At 34.6% G+C, this 22,752-nt stretch carries 14 protein-coding genes; 10 read left to right on the top strand and 4 right to left on the bottom strand.

Annotated elements, in window-relative coordinates; translation table 11 throughout:
- The first annotated feature begins 2 nt into the window (after nt 1-2).
- From ASD98_RS00135 to ASD98_RS00120, 4 genes are all read left to right on the top strand, one after another.
- Nucleotides 3-1,118 carry a heparan-alpha-glucosaminide N-acetyltransferase domain-containing protein gene (locus tag ASD98_RS00135; protein ID WP_056198378.1) on the top strand — a complete coding sequence of 372 codons (1,116 nt, stop codon included), beginning with the start codon at nt 3-5 and terminating at the stop codon, nt 1,116-1,118.
- Nucleotides 1,119-1,206: 88 nt separating this feature from the next.
- A complete protein-coding gene (locus ASD98_RS00130; RefSeq protein WP_056198375.1) occupies nt 1,207-3,594 on the top strand; it encodes a GNAT family N-acetyltransferase in 2,388 nt (795 codons plus the stop codon).
- Nucleotides 3,595-3,604: 10 nt separating this feature from the next.
- Complete coding sequence (locus ASD98_RS00125) at nt 3,605-4,201, top strand: GNAT family N-acetyltransferase (RefSeq protein WP_056198372.1); 597 nt, start codon at nt 3,605-3,607, stop codon at nt 4,199-4,201.
- Nucleotides 4,202-4,211: 10 nt separating this feature from the next.
- Nucleotides 4,212-5,996: an IucA/IucC family siderophore biosynthesis protein gene (locus ASD98_RS00120; protein WP_056198368.1), complete on the top strand. Its 1,785-nt coding sequence runs from the start codon at nt 4,212-4,214 to the stop codon at nt 5,994-5,996.
- 353 nt (nt 5,997-6,349) lie between these two features.
- On the opposite strand, the gene ASD98_RS00115 is transcribed toward ASD98_RS00120, so the two are convergent.
- The 3 genes from ASD98_RS00115 to ASD98_RS00105 form a co-directional block, all read right to left on the bottom strand.
- Complete coding sequence (locus ASD98_RS00115; RefSeq protein ID WP_056198365.1) at nt 6,350-6,832, bottom strand: hypothetical protein; 483 nt, start codon at nt 6,830-6,832, stop codon at nt 6,350-6,352.
- 227 nt (nt 6,833-7,059) lie between these two features.
- Nucleotides 7,060-9,060, bottom strand: a complete 2,001-nt coding sequence (locus ASD98_RS00110) for a RagB/SusD family nutrient uptake outer membrane protein (protein WP_056198362.1) — start codon at nt 9,058-9,060, stop codon at nt 7,060-7,062.
- A 13-nt stretch (nt 9,061-9,073) separates the two neighbouring features.
- Nucleotides 9,074-12,460 carry a SusC/RagA family TonB-linked outer membrane protein gene (locus ASD98_RS00105; protein ID WP_056198360.1) on the bottom strand — a complete coding sequence of 1,129 codons (3,387 nt, stop codon included), beginning with the start codon at nt 12,458-12,460 and terminating at the stop codon, nt 9,074-9,076.
- A 515-nt stretch (nt 12,461-12,975) separates the two neighbouring features.
- Here ASD98_RS00105 and ASD98_RS00095 point away from each other — a divergent pair.
- The 6 genes from ASD98_RS00095 to ASD98_RS00075 are packed head-to-tail and all read left to right on the top strand — an operon-like array spanning nt 12,976 to nt 18,302.
- The gene (locus ASD98_RS00095) at nt 12,976-13,653 is read left to right on the top strand and encodes a DUF6134 family protein (protein WP_128414756.1); all 678 of its coding nucleotides are present in this window, start codon (nt 12,976-12,978) and stop codon (nt 13,651-13,653) included.
- A gap of 18 nt (nt 13,654-13,671) precedes the next feature.
- Nucleotides 13,672-14,700, top strand: a complete 1,029-nt coding sequence (locus ASD98_RS00090; protein ID WP_082577758.1) for a sterol desaturase family protein — start codon at nt 13,672-13,674, stop codon at nt 14,698-14,700.
- Nucleotides 14,625-14,906, top strand: a complete 282-nt coding sequence (locus tag ASD98_RS23805; protein ID WP_128414755.1) for a hypothetical protein — start codon at nt 14,625-14,627, stop codon at nt 14,904-14,906. Before ASD98_RS00090 ends, ASD98_RS23805 begins: the two co-directional genes overlap by 76 nt.
- 37 nt (nt 14,907-14,943) lie before the next feature.
- Entirely contained in the window at nt 14,944-15,549 is a 606-nt protein-coding gene (locus ASD98_RS00085; protein ID WP_242412044.1) for an RNA polymerase sigma-70 factor, read from the top strand.
- Nucleotides 15,546-16,526: a FecR family protein gene (locus tag ASD98_RS00080; protein ID WP_056198347.1), complete on the top strand. Its 981-nt coding sequence runs from the start codon at nt 15,546-15,548 to the stop codon at nt 16,524-16,526. Before ASD98_RS00085 ends, ASD98_RS00080 begins: the two co-directional genes overlap by 4 nt.
- Nucleotides 16,527-16,538: 12 nt before the next feature.
- Nucleotides 16,539-18,302 carry an STN and carboxypeptidase regulatory-like domain-containing protein gene (locus ASD98_RS00075; protein ID WP_056198344.1) on the top strand — a complete coding sequence of 588 codons (1,764 nt, stop codon included), beginning with the start codon at nt 16,539-16,541 and terminating at the stop codon, nt 18,300-18,302.
- Between the two features lie 116 nt (nt 18,303-18,418).
- Here ASD98_RS00075 and ASD98_RS00070 read toward each other — a convergent pair whose 3' ends face one another.
- Nucleotides 18,419-22,477, bottom strand: coding sequence for a hybrid sensor histidine kinase/response regulator transcription factor (locus tag ASD98_RS00070; RefSeq protein ID WP_056199583.1), 4,059 nt, complete (start codon nt 22,475-22,477; stop codon nt 18,419-18,421).
- Between the last annotated feature and the right edge of the window lie 275 nt (nt 22,478-22,752).

The raw sequence follows: 22,752 nt of genomic DNA, 5'->3' as shown, positions 1-22,752 counted from the left end.
TTATGGAAACAGTACAACAAAAAAAGAGAGTTTTGGCAATTGATTTTGCCAGGGGAACAAGTGTAATCTTAATGATGATGGTGCATACAATGTTGATTTACGGAACAATTGCCACACAAACCAATACTGTTTTAGGGGAAATCATTTTATGGCTGGGCCGCGGAACAACAATGTTTTTGGTTAGTATGGGAATTTCTTTTGTATTATCAAGAAGACAAACTTTTACTGCCGTTTGCAAAAGAGCGTTATACATTCTGGCAGTGGGCTACGGAATGAATTTTTTAAAATTTCTGGTTCCTGAATTCCTTTTTGGAGGACTTCCAGAAGCTTTTATTTCGGCTTATGGTTTAAAATCAGGTACATTAGAAACAGGAATTTTCTTTTTGCTTTTGGGAGATATTTTGCAGCTGGCAGGAATCACTTTGTTTATCATGGGGCTTATCAATCATTTTAGTAAAAGCAAATATGTTCCGTTGATTGTGGCTTTATTGATTATTTCAATTTCAAAAGAATTGAGCGGTTTCAGGGTTGGAATTGCAGGATTGGATTATATCTGCGATCTGTTTTTCAGTAATCAGTTTAATGTTTATTTCCCGGTTTTTCCTTGGAGTGCTTTTATTCTAATCGGAATGTTTTTGGGAAGATGGTATAAAGAACTCAACGAAAATCAGTATCTGTTTTTCAAAAAAATGATGTTCGTTGGTTTAGCTTTTATTGTTACTGGCGGACTTTTAAATTTCTCTAATCCTGAATATCATTTTGGTGATTATTATCATTTAGGACCGGGCGGAAGTATTTTATTACTCGGAACAAATCTTGTTTTATACTGGTTTATAAACATCATTGTAAATCTGTTTAAAGCAAATAACCCAATATTTAATTTATTGACTTTTTGCAGTAAACATGTAACAAGTTTGTACGTAATTCAATGGGTTTTGATCAATTGGGGAATGTATGTTTTAGGCTTTTGGGAACATGATCAATGGTTTGTTCTGAGCTTATTTCCAGTTGTTATAGCCTCGAGTATAAGCATCCAGCTTGCTTATAATGGAATCAAACTATTGTTGAAAGCCAGATGGAGCAGTAAAAACAACAATGAATTAATTGTAAATAGTTAGTAGACTAAAGTCTAAAGTTTAAAGTCCAAAGTCCAAAGTCTAAAAATCTAAGAAGTCTAAAAATCTAAGAAATCTAAAAAATAAAAAAATGAATACATATAATCCTATTTATTCAACAACAATTCCTGATTTTGGAGTGATAGATTTTCGCCCATTACAACTGGAAAACGATGCCGAAATCATTCATGATTGGGTCAATCGTGATTATGCGCAATATTGGGGTATGCAGGGAAAAAATCTGGAAGAAGTTCGTTTAGAATATGACAAAATAACCAAAGAATCTGATGTTTTTATCGGACTCGTAAATGGCGAAGTTTCGTTTTTACTAGAACGTTACAACCCAAAACAAGATATTATTGGAAACTATTATACCGTTCAGGATTACGATTGCGGTATCCATATTATTGTAGCGCCATCAACAAAACCAGTACATCAATTTACGTGGCATATTTTTTCGAGTATAATGAAATTTATTTTCAGAGATCTTACTATTGAAAGAATCCTTGTCGAGCCGGACATTCGTAACAAAAAAATGTTTGATATCTGCCATCGTGTAGGTTTTGAAGATGCAGATGTTGTCCATTTACCACACAAAACCGCATTATTGGCCTTTTGTACAAGAGAACAATTCATAAAAAAAATAGATTCATTTAACCTCAATTACACCGAAATGAATAACGAAAATCAATTAGAATTTCCCGAAAAAGCGATTACACATATTCAGCCGGAAGTATGGGAAAAAGCCAATCGTTTATTGGTAAAAAAAGCCATTTGTGAGTTTTCGCATGAGCTTTTAATAAAACCAATATTAGAATCCGATAATAAATATTCGTTACTTTCTGACGATCAATCGGTAAAGTATATTTTTAAAGCAGAATTACTTGCCATGAATCATTTGAATATTGAAGCCAATTCGATTTCAAAATATAAAAATAATGAATTATTAGGTTTAGATGCAGTTGATTTTATTCAGGAATTCAGAACCAGTTTAGGAATTTCAGAACAATTAATTCCTTCTTATTTGGAAGAAATTATCAGTACGCTTTACGGAAGCTGTTACAAATTATTAAAGGAAAATTCCACTTCAAAATCATTGGCCAATTCTGATTTCCAAACCATTGAGCAAGCCATGATGGAAGGCCATCCGGGATTTGTCGCCAATAACGGAAGAATTGGTTACAACAGCATGGATTATAAAGCTTATGCGCCCGAAGCCGGAAATCCGTTCAGGATTTTATGGCTTGCCGGACATCGCGACAGAACCGTTTATGCAGGAACTCAAAAACTGGATTACGATACGTTGATTCAACAAGAATTAGGATCTGAAACCATAGCAAAATTCAATGCGACGATTTCAGAAAAAGGACAAAATCCAAGCGATTATTACTTTATTCCCGTGCATCCATGGCAATGGTTTAATAAACTGGCCAATTTGTTTTCGCCGGAAATTGCCAAACAAAAACTGATTTGTGTTGGTTATGGCCCCGATTTATATCAGGCGCAGCAATCCATCAGAACCTTATTCAACTTAAGTAATCCTAAAAAATTATATACCAAAACATCGCTTTCAATCCTGAATATGGGCTTTATGCGTGGTTTACCTGTATTTTATTTAGGAACAGCGCCTGAAATGGCAGAATGGTTAGATCAATTATTAAGTGGCGATCAATATCTTCAAAAAGTAGGTTTCGGAATGTTGGGCGAAGTAGCTTCTGTAAGTTACATCAATCCCTATTTTGAAAGTTTCGGAAAACACAATCCGTATAATAAAATGATTGCTTCCTTATGGAGAGAAAGCCCCGTGGCAAAACTCAAAAATGATGAACAATTGATGACAATGGCAGCATTTTTACATTTAGATAAAGATGGAAATTCGTTATTATCTGAAATTATAAAAGCTTCTTCATTATCTATAGACAATTGGCTTGCCGAATATTTCAAGGTTTATTTAAGCCCGTTGTTGCATTGTTTTTATCAATATGATTTGGTTTTTATGCCGCACGGTGAAAACCTTATTTTGGGATTAGAAAATCATGTTCCGGTACGTTCTTTCATGAAAGATATTACCGAAGAAGCCGTGATTCTGAATCCTGATGTTGTGGTTCCTAAAAACATTGACAGAATTTATGCAGAAGTTCCGGAAGACGTAAAATTACTTTCGATTTTTATTGATGTTTTTGATGGATTTTTCCGCTTCATGTCGGCTATTTTAGTTTCGAGTGATGGCTATTCTGAAGATCGTTACTGGGAATTAGCAGCGGAATGTATCTCTGATTATCAGGAACAAAACCCACATTTAGAAGCTAAATTCGAACAATATGATTTATTTGCCAATGAATTTCAGTTGTCTTGCCTGAACCGTTTGCAATTGAATAATAACAAAACCATGATCGATCTTGATGATCCTGTGGCATTGTTACAATTTCAAGGAAAACTGCAAAACCCAATTGCTCCGTATAAAAAAATAATAGCTTAATTCCTTAAAGATGAATAGTATAATAACTCATCCTGAAAATGATGTTGCAAACGACATTGTTTTTGTAAAAACAATTCCCGGTTTAGGGGTTTTTGAGCTGCGTCCGCTTGATATGGAAATGGATATTCCGTTGATTCATAATTGGGTAAACCGTGATTACGCCGTTTATTGGGAAATGAATGGATTTTCTGTAGAAGAAGTAAAAAATACCTATTATAATATTTTGGAAAAAGCGCAGGTTTATATTGGAAAATTCAATAACAATGTCACCTTTTTACTGGAATGTTATAATCCTGAAGATGATATTGTAGGTAGATATTACGAATCGCAAAAAGGCGATAAAGGCATGCATATACTAGTTGCACCGTCAGAAAAACCAATTCCGAATTTTACATGGACTATTTTTACGGTAATTCTTGATTTTATTTTTAGTGATGGAAAAAACCAGCGTATTGTAGTAGAACCCGATGCGAGAAATCATAAAATTCATTTACTGAACAAAAGAGCCGGATTTGTTTTTCAGTGTGTTCTTGATTTGCCGCACAAACAAGCACATTTGGAATTTTGCACCCGCGAAGATTATTACAAGGCATTACAATCGGTTTAATTTGATACAAATGAAAATACCAACCCAAAATATACAGCATTTAACGAAGAAGAATTGGGACAAAGCAAATATTATTTTGCTAAAGAAAACACTAAGCGAATTTGCACACGAATTATTGATTGTTCCGATAAAAATTGCTTCAGACTCCTACAGTATTTCTTCGCCCGATAAAAAGGCAGCGTATACTTTTGAAGCTTCAATTCTGGCTTTAAATCATTGGTCAATTGATGTAGACTCTATAAAAAAGACAATTGAAGGGAAAAATTCTCCTTTACGTTTATTAGAATTTATAATTGAATTCAAAGATACTTTAGGAATAAGCGAAAGCCTTTTACCGACGTATCTTGAAGAAATCACCAGTACTTTATACAGCACTGCCTATAAAATTGCCAACGAAAAATATACGTCGAAAGATTTACTGGATTTAGATTATCAAAAAATCGAACACGCCATGACCGAAGGACATCCGTGTTTTGTGGCCAATAGCGGAAAAAATGGTTTTAATATTGATGATTTTGCCACTTTTTCTCCTGAAGCGAATGCGCCCATAAAATTATTATGGATTGCCGGGTATAGGAGTAAAGCGACTTTTACAGCCATTGAGAGTTTAAATTATCAAAAAGTATTGCAACAGGAATTGTCTGCAGCAAACATTGCATTGTTCGAGAATGTACTGAAATCGCAAAATTTGAATGTTGATGATTATTATTTCTTTCCCGTGCATCCATGGCAATGGTTTAATAAACTGGCTTTAATTTTTGCACCGGATATTGCCGAAAACCATTTAATTTGTTTAGGGTATGGTGATGATGAATATTCGGCACAACAATCAATTCGTACGTTTTTCAATACTTCTTCACCAGAGAAATTTTATGCAAAAACTGCACTTTCTGTAATCAATATGGGATTCATGCGCGGACTTTCTCCATATTATATGGAAAGCACGCCGGCAATTACCCAATGGGTTGCAGATTTGGTTGAAAACGATTCGTATTTACAGCAAAAAGGATTTACACTTTTGGGCGAAGTGGCCACAATTGGTTATCGCAATTTCTTGTACGAACCTTTAGGAAGAAGTATTCCGCACAATAAAATGTTAGCTGCTTTATGGCGCGAAAGCCCGATTCCGAAATTATCGAAAGGACAGCATATCATGACAATGGCGGCTTTATTGCATGTTGATCAATCCGGTAATGCTTTTGTTTCAGAATTGATTCAGAAGTCCGGAATCAGCGCAAAAGCCTGGATCAGTAATTATTTAGACGCTTATCTTTCACCTTTGCTGCATTGTTTTTATGAGCATGAAATGGTTTTTATGCCACATGGCGAAAACCTGATTTTAGTCTTAGAAAATCATATTCCGGTAAAAGCCATTATGAAAGATATTACAGAGGAAGTTATGCTTTTTAATGGAGAAATTCCGCTGCCGGAAAAAGTAAAACGCATTCATATTGATATGAAAGAACCGTTGAAAATTCTATGCATTTTTAATGATGTTTTTCAGTTTTATTTCCGTTTTCTTTCCGCCATTTTATGCGAAACCAAAACACTTTCCGAAGAAGATTTCTGGTCTGCCGTTGCCGATTGTATTCACAAATATCAATCAGAACAACCGCATCTACAGGAGCAATTTAAAAAATACAATTTGTTTGTTCCTGAATTTGACTCGTGCTGCCTGAACCGTTTGCAATTACGAAATAACAAACAAATGTTAGATTTGGCTGATCCTATTGACAGCCTTCAGTTTATTGGAAAACTAACAAATCCTGTTGCTGTATTTATGCCAGTTATATAAAATCAATTTCTCTTTAAGCAGTAAATTTTTTAGCCAAATTAAAAAGATTAAAAAGATTTTTTCCGCCACGAATTCACGAATTATAAATAAAAAATTCGTGAATTCGTGGCGGATAATAATCTGCGAGAAACAAAAACTTTGCGGCTCTGCGACTTTGCGAGATTTCGTCAACCCAATATATAAAAAAACTTATCCCGTTGACTTTAAAATCATAAGCCAACAAAATCACCACACTCTATGTTCAAGCGTTTAAATAAAATAAGCCAATATGCAGAATCATTTGATTTCACTAAAGGAAGTATCAGAAAAGGACAAGGAAAATGGAAGAGAATTTTAGTTTGAGAAAATTTAAATTATTTCTTTTTATTCTCAAGCTGCACTGTGAATTTACCATAAAATGGATTATCAGCCATTTGCGAATGGCCTATTATTAAAACATAATTTCCTTTTTGTTCAAGATTTGTATTCAAATCGATTCCAAAAGGGCCGTCTGAGTTTTTGTTGGGAAAAATAATTTGATTGAAACGGATATTTCCTTTCCCTCCAGCTGGGACAATGTTTGCTTTTAATTCGCCTAAATCTTCATTTTTAAATTTCACATACACTCTCGAATGAATAGAATCTATCGCACCTTCAGCTATATAAAGACCCTTTTCATTTTTAAAATTCATGAAAATAGTATCGCCTATTTGTTTGTTTTCTTCTTTATCTTCTTTTAAATTTATTGAATCTTTTGCAACAATTGAGTCTGAAGTTTGAACAGAATCGCTCTTAGTTTGTTTTTGTTGACATGAAAAGAAGAAGATTGATAGTAAGAGTATTAAAATATTTTTCATAACAGTTTTTTTAGTAATGCATCTCAAATTTACTTCTGTTTAAAGATGTTTTGTTATATAATAGTATTTGGATTTTGTAAAATCCAGATATAAATTTAAATTTTTATTATTCTTAAGTAATAAAAAAAACGAGTTAATATATTTAACTCGTTTTTTCTTTAAATGTTTTAACTTCTTTATTTGATTATTTTTTGCTCAAAATTCAATTTAAGACAAATAAAAGAGGTTTAAATTTTGCTTTCATCTTCGACAGCATCCTGCCATTTATCCCAGACTTTAACACCTGCATTGTAACCATCATAACCAAAGTTCTGACTTAACTGACCTTTAATATTAGGCTCTATAGCAAGTCTATATGGGATTGGCCAGTAATTATTACGTTTGTCCATACTATAAAACTTTACACCTGGTTTAAGAGAAATACCGGCCGGATATTTGTTGTAAAGGGTATAATGCACAATACGCTGATACCAATAACTTCCTCCGGCTGCATCTGTTCCAGATTGTTTATCCCAATTGCTTATACTATAAGTATGTCCCCATTCATCTGGTTTTCCGCTAAGGGCAAGACAGTGTGAAATACGTTTTAACTCTACATTTCTCCATTCTTCCATATAAAGTTCTCTTCCTCTTTCTGCACAAATATCACCAATAGTTACTGTGGCATACATTTGTGAAGCTTTTGCTCTTGCTCTTACGACATTCACATCCTGAGCTGCTCCGGAAACATTGCCTTGATAAAAACGAGCTTCTGCACGTAATAAATAAGTTTCTGCTAAACGATAGATGTACATATGCGCGCTCGATCCGGCAGTAGCTCCCTGAAAATCATTTGCTGCTGGGTTACCTTCTGCTACGACATCATGATAAAAGATTTTATAATGAGGGAAATCAAACCAGTCACGAATAGAATCTTGTGCTAGCAGCTTGCCAGCTTCTCTCATTCTAAAATTTTGCCCAGCCCATGTAGCACTTCCACCTGGCCCGGGAGCGTATTTAAGGTCTTCCATATTTACCCAGTTTCCAACTGTGCTGTTATGTCTAAGATCCTGCTTATCTTCGATATTATTTACAACCCACATAGGGTGCTGTGAATAATAAGAACCACTGATAGTACCAATACCACGCCCAATTGCTCTTTGATAATCATATTTTGCGTTATAATTAGTTTTATCACTAAATGGAAAACGCGGTGCTGCTGTTTTACCGTCGGGAGTAATTAAATTGGCATCATTCCAGTTAGGTCCAAAAATTCTCATCGAAGCAAATGCTAAAAATGACTGTGCTCCTCCATTTGGTGCAACCAAGATAGCTTCGGTATTCCCAGATATCACCTTGTTCTCTGGTCTGTGCAAATCCCAGATTACATTTCTGGTTATTGGCCATGCCGTAGGATTTCCTCCCGGATCAAAAATTCCTAAATTGTTTTGTACCAAAGAGTAACCTGATTGTCCAATTAAAATATTAGCCTGTGCTTCTGCTTCAGCAAATCTTCCAGATGCTAAATAACATTTAATTAATAACTGACGGCATGCTCCTTTGCTAACCATACCTACATATCCTATTTTTGATTGCTCCGGCACATATTGTACAGCTTTCTCCATATCTGCTGTAATCATTTCAATGATGGCTTCTTTTTTAGTAGAATAATAGCTTTGCTTTGGTACAGACAAAATTTTAGTAATCAACGGTATATCCCCAAATTGATAAACCAGATTAAGATAACGGTATGACCTGTGAAAATAAGCTTGCCCAATATATTTATTTTTAACCTCCTCTGATAAACTTGTCACACTACCAATATACGATAATACGGTATTCGCATTTTTAATACCTGTGTAAGCTTCAGTCCACATAAACCCAAGATAAATAGATTCACCACCTGCGTCTCTTCGATAATCTCCGGTAGGAACAATAGTATTAGCATAATCAGCAATATTACTACCCGTATCCGTTTTTCCATATTGCGCCATGTCAGAGAAAAGATACTCTGTACCAATAGGTACACTAACACCAGAAAAACCAAAGTGAATATAGTTATTACGCAGCTGTTTATCGCACAGCGCTAAAGTTGCTTGTAACCCGGCTTCTGTAGTAAATGTAGTTTCGGGTTCGTAAAACGAAAGCGGATCTGAGTCGAGAAAATCTTTTGAACAAGAGCTAGACAGCACGGCCAATAGAACAAAAGGCACTAGTCTTGTAACTTTATTTTTTATATATCTTTTCATTGTTGAATAATTATTAAAGTTGGAAATTAAAACCTAAATTAAACTGTCGTGTAGCCAATCCTCCTGTTTCCGGATCTCCAAAATATTTCCATTCTTTAGAAGCAGACCATGTTGCTACGTTCTGAACAGAAGCATAGATTTTTATATTTTTAATATGCGCACGATCTAAAAGATCTCTGGGAAGCGTATAGGCTAACGAAATGTTGTCCAGACGAATAAAACTACGATCATACAATCTTCCTGGTGCAACCGGAGTTCCTGCAGGGCCTTTAGCATCAAGACGTGCCCAATCATTAGTTGGGTTGTCAAGTGTCCAATATGGGTTTACATATGGATTGAAGTTGAATTTATACAAACTTGCATCGTTAAAAGTGTTCATATAAATTGAACTAAGTGATTTGCCTCCCACATTTGAATACATGCTGATAGCCAAATCCCAGTTTTTATAAATCTTAAAATCATTGCGTAGTGACCACTGTACAGGAGAGTTTGAATTCCCTAAAAACTGCTTATCTTTTTCATTATAAACCGCTTTTTTATAAGGAGTACCATCTGCATCTACTGCATCTACATCATCTGCTGTATAGCTGTTTGCAACTTTTGGGTCTCCGGGACGCTGTCCATATCTTCGAGCCTCTCTCCACTCATCTTTTTGCCAGATTCCGGTTACTCTATAATCCCAAATTTGAGTGATAGGTCTGCCTATAAACCATCCATTAGCAGAATCATTTCCTTCTTGCGTTCCGATAACATTACCATTTTCATCTTTAATATCTACCATATTACCATATAATGACACAATTTTATTTTCGTTATAAGAGATTCCAAATGTAGTACGCCATTCAAAGTTTGGGTTTTTCATATTAAGACTGTTAATACTCAATTCGAGACCTTGATTTTGAACCTCTCCTAGGTTGGTTGCAATTGATGAAAAACCAGTGAAACCAGGAAGGGACTGACTCATAATCATATCATGAGTAGATGCCCTGTAGAGGTCTAGAGTAGCAGTAATACGATCATTTAAGAAACCTAAGTCAAGACCAATATTTGTTGATGTTGTTTTTTCCCATTCCAGATTTGGGTTTGCCAAACGATCAAGCGCTAAATATTTGATCTCAAGTGCTTTTCCGGAAGGATCTAAATACCCCATTGTTCCGGTATTTACTAAGTTTGCCAGAGAAATGTATGGATCTGCAAGCGACCTGTTTCCATTTTTACCCCAAGACAAACGTAATTTACCGGTACTCATTGCATCCAATGGAAACCAGTTTTCATTTTTAAAGTTCCATGCAACCCCAAAAGAAGGGAAAACTGCATAAGGATTTGAAGCCCCAAATGCCGAATATCCATCACGACGAACAGTCGCTGTAAGCATATAACGATTATCAAACGAATAGAAAAGTCTTGCCATCAATCCATCAGCCGTTTCATGTGTATCGTTCGATCTAATTGCACTATTTGCCATTGTTGCAGTATTTACAAGATGAAACCCTAAAGCATCTGAAGGCTGAATATTATAAGCATCCATTCCATCTGACCAATAACGGCGTTCTTCAGCTTCCTGAACAAAAGTTGCCACGATGTGATGTTTTTCAGCAAATGTATAATCCCACGTTATGGTATTATTCAGGTTATAATCAAATCTTATAGCACTATTTCTATTTGCTCCTGTAGTAGCTGCAGGCCAGTTTGGATTTTGTGTTGACCTGAAATAACGATCATGAAAAAATTGATAACGAGGAGCAATGTTAAATGAATATGTAATACCCAAAGGCAAAGTTACTTTTGTATTAAAAATAGAATTCAACGTTGTATATCCTGTCTCCTTGTCAATAAATTGACGTTCGTAATAATAGTTATAATTCTGTCCAGAGACATTTTTACCCATTGGCTGTCTCTCATAATTGCCATTTGCATCTCTAAAAGTTCCAAACGGGCTGGTTCTCATCATATTATTATCCCCGGCATTTGTACCTAAAGAAGGGGTAATATCTCCATCTGATCGATCCTGAAAATTAATGTTTGCCCCAAAGTCAAGCCAATCTGTAATTTTAGCATCAACTTTCATATTAGAACGAGCTGCTTTATAATCATTTCCAACAATTGCTCCTTCTGAGGTTAAATAACCAAAAGACATATAATAATTAACCTTTTCGCCTGCTCCGGAAATACTCAAATTATTGTCACGATTAATCCCTGTTCTAAATGAGCTGTCACTCCAGTCGTGTGTTTTATCTGCCAGGAAATTAGCCATTAGAGAAGGATCAAAATTCAATCCCAAACGTGCTCCCCATACTTCTTTCGAACTTTTTCCTGTTGTTTGAGCAGCTGGTTGATAAGCTAACCATTGTGCCTCGGTAATCCCCCATTTGCCCAAATCATTAGGATTTGAGAAATACCCAGGTTTACCAGCAGCAACTGTTCCTGATATCCATGCTTCGTATTGTCCGGTTGTCGTGTTGATACCATAAGTTTGGGCAGTTTCCCAATCTTCACGATATTTTAAATAGCCCTCTGGAGAATACACACCACGATAGGCACTTTTATTGCTAATTGTTGTGTTTGTAGTAAAACTAATCATAGGTTTACCCGCTTTACCTTTTTTGGTTGAAATTAGAATAACTCCTGCCGCCGCTCTCGATCCATATACAGATGCTGCCGATGCATCTTTTAAAATATCAAGCTGGGCAATATCATCAGGATTGATTTCTGAAAGTTCACCATAAAACTGCATTCCGTCTAAAATAATAAGCGGTGAATTATGAGGTCCTCCCGTTTTTTGATCATTACCGGTATATACAGAAGTCTGCCCACGAATTTGGATATTTCCACCTCCTTTTGCAGATGGGTCATAACCTACTCTTAAACCTGGAGTACCTCTTAATATATCCTGAACAGTCTGCGGATTTTGGTTCGCCAGTTTATCAGGTGTTATCTGAACAATTGCCCCCGTTAAATCCTTTTTCTTCATTTTACCATACCCTACAACCACAACTTCATCTAGTGATGTTGTTGCTTTTTGGAGTTTTACAGTAATTGAAGTTTCTCCTTTTAAAGTAATCTCTTTGGTTGTATAGCCCAAATAAGATATTATCAGGACAGCATTATCATTATCTGTTTTTAAAGTAAATTTTCCATCAAAATCTGTTAAAGTGGAATTTTTACTTCCTTTTTCTAAAATAGTAACTCCCGGCAGAGGCATACCATTTTCATCATTAACTTGTCCGTTGATGTTTTTTTGTTCCAGTACATTTTTTGGGTTTGTTGTACTCTTTGAACTAATTGCGTAGCTATGAACCTGAGATAAAGAAAATAACACACAGAGCATCATCATTTTCTTTTTCAAATTAAATACAGATTCGCAATCAGGACTTTTTTTAATCCTAATAAAATTTGTCATTTTTGGTTTTCATTTTTGGTTAATAATTAGTTAGTATGAAAATCACTATGGTTTGGGTTAAGTGGATAAGTGATTAACTGTGCAAAAATGAATAATAATGGGTTTTGTAAGGAGTAATAAAATACGAATTAGGGTATTTAAAAGTCTTGTGAGATCATTTTTGATATTTTTTTAGCTTTAAAAATTTATTATTGTAAGAAAAAGTATTAAAAAAATATTGAATACATAAAAAACTACGATTTTGCCCTGACCCTTAATGACTATTATGCTTTTTTAAAATCATTTAATGGATTTATAGCTGTAAAATTAGCATCCTGCAAAATTGGTGCATTTATTATACTGCCAATAAATAAATATTGGTGACAAAAGCCATAGCTGCGGTTTTTGAGTTGTTTTCTGTATTACTTTTTTTGAGTTGAAAAAAAAATGCATTTTGAAATAGGGGTAAAGTGTTATTCGGTTGTATTACTGCTGTAGCAAGAGTACAATTATTAACTTTTAATCTCAATTGCCTTATGACACCTGTAATTATCACTGTCGCATTACTATTTTGGTTATTTAAAAAATGCGTGTCCCTGCTTGAGATTTTCAGTTTTCTAACAATAAATCTTCAGGTAAAATCTGTCTTGTTCTTTTTTCTTTGTACAGCTATCTCTTACACGCAGGAAAAAATTGTAAACTATAATGTACTTCGAAATGGTACCGTCATTGGGCAAATGCAGTTTTATCAAAATAATAATAACGGTGAAGTCTTTTTGAAAATTTCTTCGGAAGTAAAAACCCGATTGATTTTTGGTATTAATGTAAAAACAGAAGAAGGTTCTTATTTTAAAAATGGAAAATTAATTTCCTCTTACGTAAGGCGTCATGTTAACGGAAAAGAAAAAGCCAATAAAACAACGCAGTTCATAGATTCAAATTATAAGATTTCAGATGAGAATCAAAAAGGAGAAATTAATCAAAAATATATCAATTATAACCTTATGCTGCTTTACAGTAAAGAACCTGTAAGTGAAGATAAAGTTTATTCAGATAGTTTTCAGCAATTTTTAACGATCAAAAAAACAGACAATCACTCGTATCGTATTGAATTGCCTGACGGAAATTATAATGATTATCATTTCCAGAATGGTATATGTCAAAAAGTCGAATTGCATCATTCATTATTTACAATCAACATTCAAAAAGCATAAATCAATCAAAAAATCATCATGATCAAAATCATCAATTACCTGTTTGTTAAGCTGACCATTTTTGGTGCAAAGCCCATTGCAATGGATAGAATTTATGAAGTAGAAAAAAGTGCGCCCAATTTAATTGTTTATGCACTGCCCGTTGTATTGTTTTTTACCGTACTGGAATTTGTTGTTTTTTATTTTTTAGAAAGAAAAGAATACGATAAAAAAGAAACTCTGGGATCTGTATTAATAGGTTTAGGAAATCTAACCGTTAATTTAATAATGAAAACGGGACTGCTTTATGCCGTAGTTGCAATCTATAATATTCTCCCTTATCGAATGGAATTTAATTGGTGGAGTTTAATTCCGTGTTTTATATTATATGATTTTAGTTCGTATTGGACACACCGAATTTCTCATTACTGCCGATTTTTCTGGGCGACTCATGTTGTACATCATTCTGCAGAACAATATAATCTTACGGTAAGTTTTAGGCAGAGCTGGTTTCAGTATATGAAAATTGTGTTTTTTATTCCGTTAATTTTTGCCGGATTTCATCCAGCCGTATTTTTCATTGCCAATCAGCTGAGTGTTTTATATCAGTTTTGGGTACATACAGAAGCTATTGGAAAACTGCATCCTTTTATTGAAAAATATTTCGGAACTCCTTCTAATCATCGTGTACATCACGGAAGTCAGGAAAAATATCTGGATAAGAACTTTGGTGCGACTTTTATGATTTGGGATCATTTATTTGGTTCTTTTCAATATGAAGAAGAAAAACCGCGCTATGGTATTACCAGTTTACTCAAAAGCAAACTCAATCCGCTATATCTCAATATACATGAATTTCAGGATATTATCAGCGATGTAAAAAAAGCAAAAGGTTTCCGGAAAAAGATGTATTACATTTTTGCAAGTCCTGATATTATTGCCAAAAGCAAATTAAAAAAAGAAACAACTCAACCTCTTAAACAGCCTATAACATGCCAACAAGTCAAGAAAAACAAACATTTCAACAGCAGCTATTCGAATACTTTAGCCGAAAAGATAATTGTGTAAAAACCATAGGTAACGAAATTGTAATTACCGAAGGAACAGATAAAGGATTATCGTTTACGTATCTCTCAGATCAGAGCTGTATTGTTCACTGTTATGAATTTAGCCTGAATACAGATCTCGATCCCGATACCACGATTGATGCATTTATTCAGCTATTAGCGAATCATAATATCGTATACGATCAGCCGTGTCCTTCTTACAATTAATCAAAAAAATAATATTAAATATAAAAAGTATATATCTTTGATTGAATGTCAAAACGTATTAGTGGAGTATAGTAATATAGATCCTATCAGTTCTATAAAGAACGGAAACGAAGCTGCTTTTGAAAAGGTTTTTAAAACGTATTTTAGAAACCTTCATGCTTTTGCCTATACTTTTATGAAAGATGATATCATTGCCGAAGAGATTGTACAAAATGTATTTTTTAGGATTTGGGAAAAAAAAGAGCAGCTTCAAATAGATGATTCATTAAAGGCTTATCTCTACAGGTCAGTTCATAATGAAAGTCTCAATCACCTCAAACATCTAAAAATAAAAAACTCTTTTCAACTGCAGTATTCAGGTAATATGGAATCCTCAAATCAAGATGCATCAAACCAAATGATGGCAGCAGAACTCGAAAACGACATCCAAAAAGCAATCAGCGAATTGCCTCCGCAATGCCGTACTATTTTTCAAATGAGTCGTTTTGAACAGCTTAAATATCAGCAAATAGCCGATCAATTGAATATCTCAATTAAAACAGTCGAAAATCAAATGGGTAAAGCCCTTAAAATATTACGATCCAAACTGGTTGAATATCTTCCTTTTCTATTATCGTTATTACATTTAATCCGAAGATCATGAGCCAAAATAATATGAATATGAACGATGATTTACTAGTGAAATACCTGGTTGGCGAAACTGATGCAGACGAAAATGCAGCAGTAGAAAATTGGCTTGACGCCGATGAAAAAAATCTAAACTACTACAATGGTTTTAAGAAAATATGGGAAGACAGCCTTTTAATAGCGGCCGAAAATAAAAACATTAATGAAGATGCAGCCTGGAAACGGCTGCAAAATCGTATTCATAATAAAGAGGTTCAGGTATTAACTCAAAAAAAATCTTCTGCCTATTGGCTGCGTATTGCGGCCTCGATTCTCTTAATTAGTACTTTAGGATGGCTTGGTTATTCTCATTTCGAAAATAAATCAAATACATTAATTCAGATATATGCTTCAAACTCTACTTTAAACGATACTTTACCGGATGGCACAACGGTTACTTTAAACAAAAAATCCTCTTTGTCTTATACCAGCAAGTTTAAAGGCAAAACCCGTCCAGTTACTTTAAAAGGTGAAGCTTTTTTTAATGTTTCTCCAGATAAAACAAAACCGTTTATCATTAAAATTAATGATGTTACGGTACAAGTCGTGGGAACTTCTTTTAATGTGAAAAACAAAAATGGAAAAACAACTGTAGATGTCGAAACCGGAATTGTAAAAGTGAGCAAAAATAAAGATCAGGTAGAATTAAGGCACGGTGAAAAAGTAGTCATTGCAGATAAAAAACCGGAATTATTAAAAAGCATAAGCAAAGGAAGGTTGTATAATTATTATCGTAACAAGGAATTAGTTTGTGATGAAACACCATTGAAGGAATTAGTTGAGGCACTTAACGAAATATACGATGTCAATATCATTATTAAAAATCCTTCTTTAAAAGAAAAACCATTAACAACCGTATTTAAAGATCAATCCTTAGATCAGGTTTTAGAAGTAATTCAAGAAACGTTCAGGATCGAAATTGAACGTAAAAACAACCAAATTCTATTAGATTAATTCCTTTTTTATATGCCCATTCCTTCAAAATTTACTTTTGTACAAGTTTTTTTCTTACTTATTTCAAGTGCTTTTTTCAGCGCTCATGCCCAATCTATCTTAGATACCGAAATGTCTATAGATGCAGATAAAAAGCCGTTAGGCCATATTCTGGATTTAATGGAACAAAAAGGAAATTTCAGATTTGCTTATTACAGTAAACTAGTCGTAAAAGATAGTGCGGTTACCATTCATTCTAAACAAGCTGCGATAAAAGATGTTTTAGATCAGTTACTAGGCAACAAGTACGAATATAAAGAATCAAAAGGATTTATTATTCTGCGTTATGCACCTTTGGAACTCGCACTTGTGTTAGAAAAAAACAGTGTTGTGGGTGAACATCAAGTTGTAAACGGTTACATTATGGATGTACAAACCAACAAACGAATTGAAAACGCGAGTGTCTATGAAAAGAATGCATTACAGTCTACGTTAACAGATAAGGAAGGTTTTTTTGAACTTAAGCTTAAAAATGTAGCCGAAACCATTGAATTGACTGTTGTAAAAGAAAATTATAAAACCATCACCACAATTTTTCTCTCTGAAGTTAAAATTCAAATGGGTTCCAGAAAATCAAACTCGGATTATGTTGATGGTGATTTCTCAGCAGTTGAACGAACAGGAATTGGCCGTTTCTTTATTTCTTCCAAACAAAAAATACAATCACTCAATCTTGGAGGATTTATTTCTGAAGTTCCGGTACAAGCTTCCATAATTCCGAGTTTGAGCACGCGCGGCATGATGAATTCACAATTAAACAGTAGTTTCTCTTTAAATTTATTGGGAGGATATACCGGCGGAGTTCGCGGTTTAGAAATGGCTGGTCTTTATAATATTACCCGAATGAATGCCAATGCTTTGCAAATGGCTGGTATATTCAACACGGTGGGAGGTTCTGTAAATGGAGTTCAATTAGCCGGAATTTACAATAATGTTTTTGGCGACCTGAATGGATTGCAAATGAGCGGAATTCATAATAGTATAAAAGGTTCGCAAAATGGTTTGCAGATAACGGGCATTTACAACAGTGTACAAAAAGATTCCAAAGGAATGCAAATGTCTTCTATTTATAATAGGGTAAAAGGCACTCAAAACGGATTGCAGATTTCTGGTATATATAATGCAGGAAGCGGAATTGTGCGCGGCGCACAAATTGCCGGAATTTTAAATTATGCTAAAGAACTAGATGGATTCCAGTTTGGATTAATCAATATTACCGATTCGCCATCAGGTTATAGTATGGGATTATTGAATTTCAAAAAGAATGGTTACAAAAAAATAAGTATTACCAGTAATGAAATTTCCGATATAAACCTTGCTGTAAAAACGGGAGATAATAAACTCTATACTATTTTAATGGCAGGAAGAAGTGAACGAAGTGACGAAGAAAAACTAACTTCTTTTGGAATAGGTTTTGGAAAAAATATCCTTTTAGGAAAACGTTTTACTTATAACCCTGAAATTAGTTCACAATATCTTTATTTAGGAAATTGGGATCGTTATAATTCTTTATCTAAATTCGATTCTCCTTTTACCTTTCGTATATTCAAAGGTCTTGCCATATCTGCAGGACCATCTTTTAATATCTATTCATCTGAAAGAAGAGATAAAAATGCTCCGGATAATAATACTTCAACTTTTGTTCAGGACCGAACAAAACGTTACAATGTAATAAAAGATAATGGTAAAGGCATAACCGGATGGGTTGGCTGGAGTTTTGGTCTAACTATTTTTTAAAATTTGCAGATGAACATAAGCGCTTAAATTTTCCAATGATTTTTCACTCCAATTTCTTTTTCAAAATAAGAAATATTCCGGAAGGCCTACAAGTATATGGTCAATTTAGAGGGACTTTATATATTATCTTTCTTCTGAATGATATTCAATTCTTTATTAAACGAATTCCTGTATTTTTTAATGTATTCTGAAGGTTTCATGCCAAACAATTTCACGAATTGCTGACGGAAATAACGCTGATCTTCGATACCAACCTGAGGCCCAACCTGAGATATATTTATATTTTCCGTAAGCATGATAACCGCAGCTCTTCGAATTCTGATTGATCGGATGAAAACATTCACGGTTTGTCCTGAAATGGCTTTGATTTTTTTATAAAGACTCGAGTGGCTCATACCCATTGCAGTCGAGAAAGTCTTAAGGTTAAAATCACTGTTTTCGAGATTGGCTTCGACGATTTCAATACATTTATCCAAAAAGTCCTTGTATTCAGTAGGAACCTTATTTACATTTTCCCGAAGTGTTATACTGTCTAAGAAATATTTTCGCAATTGTCCTCTGTTTCTAAGAACAGAATCGACACGAGCCAAAAGTATTTCACTGTCAAAAGGTTTGGTAACATAATCATCGGCGCCTTCGGTAATACTTTGTAGATGAATATCGTTGCTGGTTGTAGCCGTGAGCAATATCACCGGAATATGGCTAAAATCATCATTTTGTTTTATTTTTTTGCACAAATCCAAACCGTTCATGCCTTCCATAGAAATGTCGCTCAATACGATATCAGGCATATGTTTTTCGACGAGTTTCAATCCTTCGAGTCCATTTACAGCCGAATAAACAATATAATTTTTCAAGAAAAGCTGTACCAGATAATGATTCATTTCGGGATTGTCCTCAACAATCAGCAATACTTTTTTGTTACTGATTAATGCTGACTGTATATTTTCCGGGTTTGATAGTTGATTTCTATTTTGATTTTCTGCCGGCATTCCTTCCAGAAGTTCACCAACAAGCGGTGACATTTGCGGATGAATTTCATTGATGCTCATTTCTGCAAAATGACTTTTTCCTTTTGGAAGCGTAATCGTGAATGAAGTACCTTTTCCTACTTTACTTTTACACGTTATTTCGCCATGGTGTTTGGTCACAAAATATTTAGCTACGTAAAGACCTATTCCAAATCCATTGCTGGCTTTGGACTGAATTTGTTTGAATTTTTCAAAAATAGTATCAATATCATTTTCATGAATTCCGCTGCCGGTGTCTGATATGATAATAGAAACATCAGCCGTTTCTTCGATTATCTGAATACTTATAGATCCGTTATTTGGTGTGAATTTGAAAGCATTTGAAATTAAATTAAACAGCGTAATTTCTATTTTTTCATAATCGCCATATATTTCGGCAGCTGTTTTTTCTTCAATAAACTGATAATTTAAATTTTTAACCGCGGCCATTTGCGTAAAGCTGTCATAGATTTCGCGGCACAAGCTGTTTAAATTAATCTTAGAAATTTTGAGTTCATCAAGATCCGTTTCGGCTTTTCTAAACAACAATAACTGATCTGTCAGGCTCAATAATCTTTTGGCATTTTTATAAGCGAGATTTAGATCGAGATCATCTTCAGAACGTTTTTTTCTGTCCATGGCGCTTTTCAGCGGATTTATAATTAAAGATAGGGGAGTGCGCAATTCATGAGCCATATATGTAAACATCGAAAACTGCTTTTCGGCATGTTCTTTGTCTTTTTTATGCTCCATGCGGGCCAATTTTATTTCGTAACGCAGTCTTTCCTTGTTTTTATGATATTGTACGTATGCATAGATCGCGGCGGCGGCGGCAAGGAGATAGAAGGTGTAGGCCCACCACGTTCTGTACCATGGCGGAAGTATGGTCACCGTAGCCAAGGTTACATCATTCGTCCAGTTTCCAAAAACATCGGTTGTTTTTACTTTAAAAACATAGGTTCCTTCGGTCAGTCTGGAATAATTTGCCCGGTTGTTTTTTGAGGTATAGTTCCAGTCTTTATCCCATCCTTCGAGAAAATAAGCGGTATTAATTTTTTCGGAATTGATGTAATCCAAATACACAAAATCAAAACTCAGTGCCGATTTTTCATAAGGAAGTTCGGCGCTGCTGATCATTTCGAGTTTTTTTTCGGTGATATAAGGACTGTCCAATTTTAAAGACTGATTGTTTACCAGCAAATCATTTAATAAAAATTTGCCCGTATTTTTTTTGTCTTTGATATTGTCGGGATCAAAAACATTGAATCCGTTTATACCGCCAAAAATAAATTCTCCTGTTGAGAGTTCAGTTCCTGCATTCCAGCTAAATTGATTGCCCTGAATTCCGTCAGAAACTCCAAAATTTCTAAAAGTATTATTCTTAGGATTTAATCTTGAAATTCCGTGATAGGTACTCATCCATAAATTCCCTTTTTTATCTTCTAAAAGGCGAAGAACGGTATTGCTTGAAAGACCATTTTGTGTGGTATATTTTTTAGAGGTACCTTTTTTTCGGTCAAATAAAAGTAAACCGCCTTCAACAGTTCCAATCCAAAGATTTTTGTTTTGATCTTCGGTTATGCAGCGAATAGTGTAATCGGAATGATAGTTTTTTACTTTTTTTGTTTGAGGTTCAATTTCAAAAAAGGAATTGAATGTTCCGCCCCAGATTTTTCCGTCTTTGGTTTCGTACAGACAGGTGACATCGCGCAAAGTATTGCTGTAGCAAATGAATTTATTTTGTTTTCGATCCAATTGATATAATGCGCCAGAGTTCGTTATTGCAAGCCACAACCTCTTTTTTGAATCTAAAAACAGCAGCCATGATTCCTGTTCTGCTTTTTTAGTGAATTGATTATAAATGAAGAAATTCTGAATGGCTTTTGACTTGGGATCAATACGGCATACGCCGCCTTTCCACATCGCGACCCAGATGGCATTATCAGAATCCCTGACGATACTTGTAACAAAATTACTCTGAATTTTTCTGCCGGCAGTAGCTGTTGTCGAGTAAACCTCGTACGTATTTTGTTTTCTGTTCCAGTATCGCATTCCGGCGCCATCTGTACCAATCCAGATATTTTTCTTTTCATCTTCGCAGAAAGAAAGCATGAAGTTGGCGGCAGGATCTTCATCTTCTTTATTGGTGAGTGGATCTTTGCTTTTAAAATGATTAAAATCTAGCGGATTTTTGCCCATCATGCTTACACCTCCGCGAAGGGTTCCAAACCACATTTCTCCGGTTTTACTTTGAAATATATCATAAAGCGATGTACTCTTAAGCAGGGAAACAGGTCCGCTTGCACGATATAAAACAGGAACAGTCTCTCTTTTTGTAATGGTGAAAAGACCAGCTCCGTCAGTAGCGATCCAGAGTCTGTTTTCTTGCTGAAAAAAATCACGTACGACTGTTTTTTCCAGAAAATAATTTTTAGAATAAGTATTCAGGCTGTCATTGTATAAGTAAGCGCCTTCGTCAGTTCCAACCCAGAGTCCTTCATTGGTCAATTTAATGCAATTTGAACCTGTAAGGATGTTGTTGAGAAGTGTTAGTTTTTTTGATTTAACATCAAACTGACAAAGACCGGTTCCGGTTATAAAAACGTAAAAGGCTTGTTTTTTCGCATGATAAGAAATAGATCTTGCGATATAATTTAATTTTCCGTTGAAAGGTATTGCCGTTCCAATTTTCTCACCTTCTTTATAAACTACAATAGCTTCTTTTGTGGCTACCAGAATCAGGTGTAAAGAATGTACAGCGATTATTTCGTAAGTGGTAATGTTTAAAGGTTTGATTTTTTTATTTGTATCATAATATTGCAGCGGACTAAAAGCAGACCGTTCTGCATTAAAAACCACCGGTCCGGCAGTTGTTCCGACCCACAAATTATTTTCAAAGTCACCTTCGATACAACTAATTGCATTTCCCTGAATCGAATTTGGATCGGTGTGAATATGGCGGTAAATCTTAAAATCATTTCCATCATATCGGTTAAGTCCATCAAAAGTTCCAAACCACATATAGCCATTTTGATCCTGATAGATAGAGGCAACAGAATTATTCGAAAGTCCTGATGAAATATCAAGATGCCTGATCGGGTAATTCTGTCCAGATGCATTCAGGTGCAGAAGACTAATAACAAGAAAGAACTTTAATTTATTCATAGAAAATTTTTTAAAAAGCATGCTGCTCTTTGATATACGAAAAATAAAAGTGATGTAATTAGCGATCAGGATCAATTTTTTATGTGAATATATTTAAAATCTGTATACTATGCGAAATTAACATAATTATTATGTAATGTTCAAAGATGGGATTTGTTTTTTAGTGCAATGAAGGTTTCTAAGGTGGTTTTTTCTGAATTGTTTTTATAAAAAATTAAGATTTTGAGTGATTTTAAATTGTTTATTTAGTGGAATAGGAAGTGAAAAAGGCAGTT

The sequence above is a fragment of the Flavobacterium sp. Root186 genome (genome assembly GCF_001428525.1).
GTDB lineage: Bacteria > Bacteroidota > Bacteroidia > Flavobacteriales > Flavobacteriaceae > Flavobacterium.
This window is presented reverse-complemented; position numbering and strand designations above follow the sequence as displayed.